Raw genomic sequence first — 8301 nt, 5'->3', positions numbered from 1 at the left:
GTTCAAGGGTGGCGCGCCGGAGAAGCTCGCCGGGCAGCTCGCTTTGGCCGGGGTGGCCGAGCTGATCCCCGACATCGCGCTCACCGCGCGCACCGCCAATGCCGACATCGTCAGCGCGGCCAAGGCCTTCTTCGCCGTCAGCGACGCCTTCCGCATCCCGCGCGTCGAGGAAGCGGCGCGCTCGATCATGCCGCCCGACTACTACGACCAGCTGGCGCTGTCACGCGCGACCGACACGATCGGCGTCGGCCGTCGCGGCATCGCGGTGGCGGCTCTGACGGCGCATGGCGCGGCGGCGGATCCGGTCGCGGCGTGGCTGGAAGCCGGCGGCGAGCGCATCGCCCGCATCCGCGAGCGGCTGCAGGCGCTGACCGAAGGCGGCGACATCACCGTGTCGCGGCTGTCGGTGGCGTCCGGGCTGATGACCGACCTGACGGGGATGTGAAGTTCCTCGCCTCCGCCGAAGGCGGGGGAGAGGTGGCCGCGTAGCGGCCGGAGAGGGGCTTCGCAGGGCGAAGGCCCTTCTCGACTGATCAACCTGCCACAGCCCGCCGCATTCCCCTCTCCGTCTCGGCTTCGCCGAGCCACCTCTCCCCACTTCGTGGGGCGAGGAACTGGCGCTTGTTGCGCCACCGCCGGAAAACATGCAGACATGGCGCCCGGCGCGAGCGGCCCGAGGGAATCAGCATGGCGGCAGTAGAGACAGTGCAGCGGGCATCGGGGCGCGGCATCTGGGGCTGGATGTTCTTCGACTGGGCGGCCCAGCCTTTCTTCACCGTCGTCACCACCTTCATCTTCGGCCCCTATTTCGTCTCGCGCATGGCGAGCGACCCGACCGCCGGGCAGGCTGCCTGGGGTTACGGCATCGCCGCGGCGGGCCTGGGCATCGCGGTGCTGTCGCCGGTGCTCGGCTCGATCGCCGACCAGACCGGGCCTCGCAAGCCCTGGATCGCCTTCTTCGCAACGATCAAGATCGTCAGCCTCAGCCTGCTGTGGTTCGCCGCACCCGGCTCGAACCTGTTCCTGGTCGTGCTGTTGTTTTCGCTGGCCTCGGTTGCGGCCGAATTCTCCACCGTGTTCAACGATTCCATGATGCCGCGACTGGTGCCGAAGGAGGAGATCGGCCGCATTTCCAACGTAGCCTGGGGACTCGGCTATCTCGGCGGCATGGTGGCGCTGATCTTCGTCGTGCTGTTCCTGGCCGGCAATCTCGAAACCGGCAAGACCCTCATCGGCCTCGATCCGCTGTTCGGGCTGGACCCGAAGCTCGGCGAGGATGCGCGCTTCACCGGGCCGATGTCGGCCGGCTGGTATTTCCTGTTCATCCTGCCGATGTTCTTCTTCACGCCCGACGCCACCAAGGGAATCCCGATCGGACCGGCGGTGCGCGAGGGCTTGTCCGAACTGAGGTCCACGCTCGCCGAGGTGCGCCAGCGCAGCGGCATCCTGCGCTTCCTGCTTGCGCGCATGATCTATCAGGACGGCGTCAATGCGCTGCTGGCGCTCGGCGGCACATTCGCGGCCGGCATGTTCCACTGGTCGATCACCGAGATCGGCATGTTCGGCATCATCCTCAACATCGTAGCCATCTTCGGCTGCTGGATCGCGGCGCGGCTCGATACCGCGCTCGGCTCGAAGCATGTCGTGATGATCTCGCTGGTGATGCTGTCGGTCGCCACGATCGGCGTCGTCTCGACCGGCCCGGGCTTCACGCTGCTCGGCCTGATCCCGCTGCCGACAACCGATTCCGGCGGACTGTTCGGCACCGCGGCCGAAAAGGCCTATATCCTGTACGGGCTGCTGATCGGGCTCGCCTTCGGGCCGGTGCAGGCCTCGTCACGATCCTACATGGCGCGCAGCGTCACCGCCGCCGAGTCCGGCCGCTATTTCGGCATCTACGCATTGGCGGGGCGGGCGACCAGCTTCCTGGCGCCCTTCATGATTGCAAGCATCACCACGATGAGCGATTCGCCGCGGCTCGGCATGGCGGCGATCATCCTGTTCCTAGGCATCGGCATGGCGATACTGGCGGGGACGCCCTATCCGGCGGACAAGCGGTAGCGCTGTTTCCTTCTCCCCTTGTGGGAGAAGGTGTCGCCGAAGGCGACGGATGAGGGGTGCTGGAAGGATCGCTGCGCGGAAGAAGTAAGCGCCTGGTATCTTTCAGTTTTCCGACGTCTCACTCCGCTGGAACACCCCTCATCCGTCTCGGCGCCGCGCGCCGATCCACCTTCTCCCACAAGGGGAGAAGGGGAAGATCGCTCAATGCCTAAAATGCCTTACACCGGTGAACACCATGGCGATGCCGTGCTCGTCGGCGGCGGCGATGACGTCGTCGTCGCGCATCGAGCCGCCGGGCTGGATCACCGCCGTGGCGCCGGCCTCGATCGCCGACAAGAGCCCGTCGGCGAAGGGGAAGAAGGCGTCCGAGGCGACGACCGAACCCTTGGTCAGCGGTTCGGCGAGGCCGGCGGCTGCCGCCGCGTCCAGCGCCTTGCGGGCGGCGATGCGCGAGGAATCGACGCGGCTCATCTGGCCGGCGCCGATGCCTACCGTCGCGCCATCCCTGGCATAGACGATGGCGTTGGACTTGACGTGCTTGGCGACGCGGAAGGCGAATTTGAGGTCGGCCAGTTCCGCCGGCGTCGGCGCGCGCTTCGTCACCACTTTCAATTCGAGGTCGTCGACCACGGCATTGTCGCGGCTTTGCACAAGCAATCCGCCGGCGACCGACTTCGCCGTCGTGCCGGCCGCGCGCGGGTCGGGCAGGCCGCCGGTGACCAGCAGGCGCAAATTCTTCTTAGCCGCGACGATCGCGGCGGCTTCATCGGTGGCATCCGGCGCGATGATGACCTCGGTGAAGGTTTTCACGATCTCTTCCGCGGCTTCCGCATCGAGGATGCGGTTCATGGCGACGATGCCGCCGAAGGCCGAGACCGGGTCGCAGGCCAGCGCCTTGGCGTAGGCCGCCTTCAGCGACGAGCCTTCGGCGACGCCACAGGGGTTGGCGTGCTTGATGATGGCGATCGCCGCCGAGCGGGCCGGATCGAACTCGCCGACCAGCTCGAAGGCGGCGTCGGTGTCGTTGATGTTGTTGTAGGAGAGCTGCTTGCCCTGCAACTGCCTGGCGGTGGCGACACCGGGCCGCCTGTCGCCCGAGAGATAGAAGCCCGCATTCTGATGCGGGTTCTCGCCATAGCGCATCACCTGGTCGAGACGGCCGCCGAACGCGCGCCACGTCGGGTGCTCGATCTGGAGCTCCTCTGCGAACCATCCGGAAATCGCCGCGTCATAAGTGGCGGTGCGGGCAAAGGCCTTGGCCGCCAGCTTCTTGCGGAAGTCGAGCGACAGCGAGCCGAGATTCATCTCCAATGCGTTGATCACCGATGCATAATCGGCCGGGTCGGTGACGATGGCGACATAGGCGTGGTTCTTGGCCGAGGCGCGGATCATCGCCGGCCCGCCGATGTCGATGTTCTCGACGATCGAGGCATAGCCGGCGCCGGAGCGGCGGACTTCCTCGAACGGATAGAGGTTCGAGACGACCAGGTCGATCGGCTCGATGTGGTGGTCGCGCATGGCCTTGGCATGATCGGCATCGTCGCGGATGCCGAGCAGCGCGCCGTGCACCGAAGGATGCAAGGTCTTCACCCGGCCGTCCATGATTTCGGGGAAGCCGGTGAGCTCGGAAACGTCGCGCACCGCGAGGCCAGCCTGGGCGATGGTCTTGGCCGTGCCGCCCGTCGAAACCAGTTCGACGCCGGCGGCGGCGAGCGCTTTGGCGAATTCGACCAGGCCGGTCTTGTCGAAGACGGAAAGCAGCGCGCGGCGCACCGGAACGAGATCCGGCGCCGGAATGTTTTTTGTGGGCACGGCCATGGCGGGCGGCCTTTCAGAACTGTTGGAAGGGACGTTGGCCGGCCCTAGCATATGAGCCCCGGAAATCAAGTGAATCCGGGATCAGGCACGCAGCGTTTGCCGAGCAGGCTCAGTTGTTTTCGGGATAGCCGGCGATAGCGGTGCGGGTCAGCTGCCAACGGACCTCGGCAATCTCCGAGGCCTTGAAGGCGAGCACGATCTGCCGGCTGCGGCGCGGGCCGCTCAGGCCGGCGAAATAGATCGATTCCTCGACCTCCGGCACCACTTCGGCGCAGGTGAAGACCCAGCTGTCGCCCTGCGCGGCGGCAAGGGTCAGCCGGCCGTGGTCGTCCTGCAGCAGGCTGATGTCGGGGTGGACATGGAAGCGCACCGTGACGAAGTCGCGGCCGTTGTTGCGGATCGCGGCATTGCCCGGGCGCAGGAACCGGTCGCGCCCGGCAAGCACGTTGCCGTTCGTGCCGAGCTTCAGCTCGCGCTCATGCAGGAAGCCGAATTGCTGGACATAGCCGTCATGGCGGGCGACGAAGCCTTGCATGCCCTTCTGGTCGAGGCGCTTGCAGGGCACATGCTGCGGGCCGCCGATCAGCGGCGAGCCCAAAAGGTCGCTGACCCGCAGCGAATGGCTGAAGCGCGCCGACGAGGTGTCGTTGATCGTGGCGGTCGAATGCGCGGCGGTGGCGCGCGCCAGCGGCCGGAATTCCGGGGCGCCGTACGTATCGATGCCGGCATTGACGATGAAATGCTGGCGCCCGGAGGAGAGCTCGAAGGCGAGACAGCCGGCATGCGCGGCGTTGGAGACGTCGATCGGCGGCGGCAGGCCGGTGTCGGCGATCACCGTCACGCCGCCCATCGAAAGGCGCTCATAGCCGGAATGCGGCGCGTGCAGCAGCGGCGCGCCTACCGTGTCGTCATGGCGCAGGATGGTGGCGATGCGGTCATGGATGGTGGCGCCCATGCCGTTGAAGCGGGCAAGGCTGCCGTCCTGATGGCGGAAGAAGCGCAGCGCCGGCAACATGCGGTCGATGGCGCCGATCAGGGCCGCCGGCGGCGCCTCGGCCTGGTTGGCATAGGTCTGGCGCAGCGGCAGGAGATCGGCGAGCAGCTCCAGCACCGCCATCGGTTTGCGCGAGATGTGGCCGCCATCGGGCAGGATCTGATGCTCCAGCTCCTCGGCCAGGTTGCGCGTCGCCGAACGCAGCGCCGAAGCCGGCGCCGGCAGCGACAGCGCGGCGAAGGCGAGCGCGATGCGGGCGCGCAGCCTGGCCTCGCCGTCCGGCATCTCGCGCGCCACCGAGCGCAGGTAGCGAATCTGCACGGCAAGCGATTTGAGGAAGGCGCGATAGAACGGGAATTCGGCGCCTTGCAGCATCACCGAGGAATGCTGCAGCCAGGCGATCACGCGCTTGGCCGTCGTTCCCGGCTCCCAGGCGATGCCCGAAATCTGGTTGCCGTGCATGGCAATCCAGTCGGTCACCAGGGCTCTCGCATTGGCGGCGGCGAGCTCGGTGCCGGCGGCGCGCATGTGGCGCAGCCAGCGGAAGCCATGCAGCGATTTCTGCCAGCCGCGATTGGGCACGTCGAGCTGAAAGGGCGAGGTGCCGCCGGTCTCGACCAGATGGCCGGACAGCGGGTAGCGGCCGTAATAAATCTCCAGGGCGATTTGCGGATCGGCGAGCCGCAAATCCGGCGGGGCGATCAGGACGCGTTCGGGCGTGCGCCCGGAATAGCGCCAGCGATAGACCGGACCGGCGCGCAAACGCCGGCGCGTCTTGCGCCAGAACTCCTTCGCGACGAGCGTCCATAGACGCGTCGTGTTGCCGGCAACAAGTGCCAATAGCCCTCCAGATGTCCCCATTACCCAAGCGCAAGCTTATGCGATTCAAGAACTTATGCGAAGGCGGATTTCGCCGAAGTGAACCGCTTCACGCCGCTTTGCCGGTACCGATCCCTAAAAAAGTCAGCAAGTTTTTGCGAGATAACGACTCAACCGTCCCGTCTCATCCGGGCCGCGAAGAAGCCGTCCAGACCGGAAATCCCCGGCGATTCAAGCATTAGGTCGGCGGGCGTCGTGCGCAGCGTGCCCGCAGATGTAAGGAACGGATCGACCTCGGCGAACTCGCTTGGGCGGATCGGGTCGTCGATCACCCCGGGGGTTTCGGCAAGGAAGGCGCGGTAAAGCTCCTCGCCTTCGATTGGGTCGAGCGAGCAGTTGGAAAAGACGATGCGGCCGCCGGGCCTGACGAGACCGTCGGCATGGGCAAGGAGGCGGCGCTGAAGAGCGGCGAGCTTCTCGACATCCGCCATGGTCTTGGTCCAGGGCACATCGGGATGGCGACGCACGGTTCCGGTCGAGGAGCAAGGCGCGTCGAGCAGCACGGCGTCGAACAGATCCGCCGGCCGGTAATCCAGGAGGTCGGTCTGGACCAGGTCGGCCGTCAGGCCGAGGCGGTCGAGATTCTGCTTCAGCCGCGCCAGCCGGTTCTTCGAGGTGTCGACAGCGGTAACGCTGGCGCCGGCCAGGATAAGCTGCGCCGTCTTGCCGCCGGGCGCGGCGCAGAGGTCGGCGACGCGTTTGCCGCTTATTTCGCCGAACAGGCGCGCCGGCAGGCTTGCGGCCGTGTCCTGCACCCACCAGGCGCCGTCGGCGAAGCCGGGCAGGTCGATGACATTGGCCGACAGCTTTTCGACACGCACGGTGCCGGTCGGCAGAACGATGCCGCCCAGGCGCTCGGCCCAAAGCGCTGGATCGGCCTTGACGGTGAAATCGACCGGCGCCTCGTGGCGATGCGCGGCAAGGATGGCGTGCGCCTTGTCGGCTCCGTAGGCGGCGGTCAGCCGCTCGGCAAACCATTGCGGCGCCTCGCTGGTGGCGGCAAGCGCCGGGGCAAGCTCGGCGTCCTTGGCGCGGGCCAGCGAACGCAGCACGCCATTGACGAGGCCGGAGAAGCGGGTGGTGCGCGGATCGGATTTGGCGTGGGTGACGGCAAGGTCGACGGCGGCGCTGTCCGGAACGTCGAGGAACAGGATCTGCGCGGCGGCGACATTGAGGATATGCGAGAGTGCCGTGGCATTGGCCGGCAAGGGCTTTTCCAACCGCCTGGACAGCAGCCCGGCAATGGTCATGCGATGGCGCAGCGCGGTCACCAGGATGGCGCGCACCAGCGCGCGGTCGCGGCCGTCCAGCGCCTTGTATTGCGGGTGGCCGTGCTCGTTGTCGGTCAATCCATCGAGCGGCGTGCGGGCATCGATGACGGCGGCCAGCAGTCGCGCCGCCGCCTTGCGCGCGGCAAGGCCGGCTATCTCCTCACCGGCCTTGTGTTGCGCATTGCCTGGCTGTCCGCGCCTCGGCGGCGTCACGACCACGGACCTTTCGACCGGCGCGGTCCGGTCGGGTTGCGGCCCCACGGATTGGGTTTCGGCGGCGGCGGGCCGGCAGGCGGCGCGGGTTCCGTCCGCTTACCCCATGGACCGGCCGACGCCTCCTCGGGCTGGATGGGCCGCGCGGAAGCCTCGCGCCGATTGGCAGGCGACGCACGACCCATCTCGCTTGCCATCTCCTGTAGCGCCGCGATGCGGTTCTCGGTGCTCGGATGGGTCGAGAACAGATTGTCCATGCGCTCGCCATGCAGGGGGTTGATGATGAAAAGATGCGCCATCGCCGGGTTGCGCTCGGCATCCTCATTGGGGATTTGTTCGGCGCCGTGCGCGATCTTGGCGAGCGCCGAGGCCAGCCACAGCGGATTGCCGCAGATCTCGGCGCCGCGCCGGTCGGCCTCGTATTCGCGAGTGCGGCTCACCGCCATCTGCACGATCATGGCGGCGAAGGGCGCCACCAGCATTGCCACCAGCACGCCGACAAAGCCGAACGGGTTGTTGTTGTCGCGGCTGCCGCCGAGGAAGAAGGCGAAGTTGCCTAGCATCGAGATCGCGCCGGCAAGTGTCGCCACGATCGTCATGGTCAGCGTGTCGCGATGCTGCACATGGGCAAGCTCATGCGCCATCACCGCCGCGACCTCCTCGTGCGAGAGGCGCTGGAGCAGGCCGGTGGACGCGGCCACCGCGGCATTCTCGGGATTTCGGCCGGTGGCGAAGGCGTTGGGCTGCGGGTTGTCGATCAGATAGGTCTTCGGCATTGGCAGGCCGGCCTGCTTGGCCAGCGCCTGGACGATCGCGTAATATTCGGGCGCATTCTTCTCGTCGACCTCGATGGCGTGGTTCATCGACAGCACCATCTTGTCGGCGTTCCAGTAGCTGAACAGGTTGGTGCCGGCGGCGATCAAAAGCGCGATGACCATGCCGCCCGAGCCGCCGATCAGATAGCCGACGCCCATGAACAGCGCCGTCATCGCGGCAAGCAGCATGGCGGTGCGAAGCGTGTTCATCGTTTCATCCGTTCGGGGAGATGGGGTCGATCCTTTTGGG

The 8301-nt window shown here is 67.1% G+C and carries 6 protein-coding genes; 2 read left to right on the top strand and 4 right to left on the bottom strand.

All coding sequences use genetic code 11. The features are described 5' to 3' along the window. On the top strand, nucleotides 1–445 hold a 445-nt coding region (locus EOA24_RS01195; RefSeq protein WP_133374450.1), incomplete at its 5' end, for an NAD-glutamate dehydrogenase domain-containing protein. Nucleotides 446–687: 242 nt separating this feature from the next. After that, entirely contained in the window at nucleotides 688–2061 is a 1374-nt protein-coding gene (locus EOA24_RS01190; RefSeq protein WP_126080556.1) for an MFS transporter, read from the top strand. Between the two features lie 201 nt (nucleotides 2062–2262). Here the strand turns inward: EOA24_RS01190 and purH are convergent, their stop codons facing one another. From purH to htpX, 4 genes are all read right to left on the bottom strand, one after another. Then, the gene (gene purH, locus EOA24_RS01185) at nucleotides 2263–3879 is read right to left on the bottom strand and encodes a bifunctional phosphoribosylaminoimidazolecarboxamide formyltransferase/IMP cyclohydrolase (RefSeq protein ID WP_126080557.1); all 1617 of its coding nucleotides are present in this window, start codon (nucleotides 3877–3879) and stop codon (nucleotides 2263–2265) included. Between the two features lie 109 nt (nucleotides 3880–3988). Then, nucleotides 3989–5713, bottom strand: coding sequence for a heparinase II/III family protein (locus EOA24_RS01180; RefSeq protein ID WP_127409489.1), 1725 nt, complete (start codon nucleotides 5711–5713; stop codon nucleotides 3989–3991). A 149-nt stretch (nucleotides 5714–5862) separates the two neighbouring features. Then, on the bottom strand, nucleotides 5863–7242 hold the full coding sequence (locus EOA24_RS01175; protein WP_189343316.1) for an RsmB/NOP family class I SAM-dependent RNA methyltransferase: 1380 nt from the start codon (nucleotides 7240–7242) through the stop codon (nucleotides 5863–5865). After that, nucleotides 7233–8261, bottom strand: coding sequence for a zinc metalloprotease HtpX (gene htpX, locus EOA24_RS01170; protein WP_126080560.1), 1029 nt, complete (start codon nucleotides 8259–8261; stop codon nucleotides 7233–7235). Before htpX ends, EOA24_RS01175 begins: the two co-directional genes overlap by 10 nt. Nucleotides 8262–8301 lie beyond the last annotated feature (40 nt).

The sequence above is a fragment of the Mesorhizobium sp. M2A.F.Ca.ET.039.01.1.1 genome (assembly GCF_003998035.1).
Lineage (GTDB): Bacteria > Pseudomonadota > Alphaproteobacteria > Rhizobiales > Rhizobiaceae > Mesorhizobium.
The sequence above is the reverse complement of the archived record's forward strand: the minus strand, read 5'-3'. Positions and strand labels throughout refer to the sequence as shown.

Excerpts from the sequence above, each read along its gene's own strand:
- EOA24_RS01190 (WP_126080556.1), top strand. The coding sequence starts at position 688 with ATGGCGGCAGTAGAGACAGTGCAGCGGGCATCGGGGCGCGGCATCTGG.
- purH (WP_126080557.1), bottom strand. The coding sequence starts at position 3,879 with ATGGCCGTGCCCACAAAAAACATTCCGGCGCCGGATCTCGTTCCGGTG.
- htpX (WP_126080560.1), bottom strand. The coding sequence starts at position 8,261 with ATGAACACGCTTCGCACCGCCATGCTGCTTGCCGCGATGACGGCGCTG.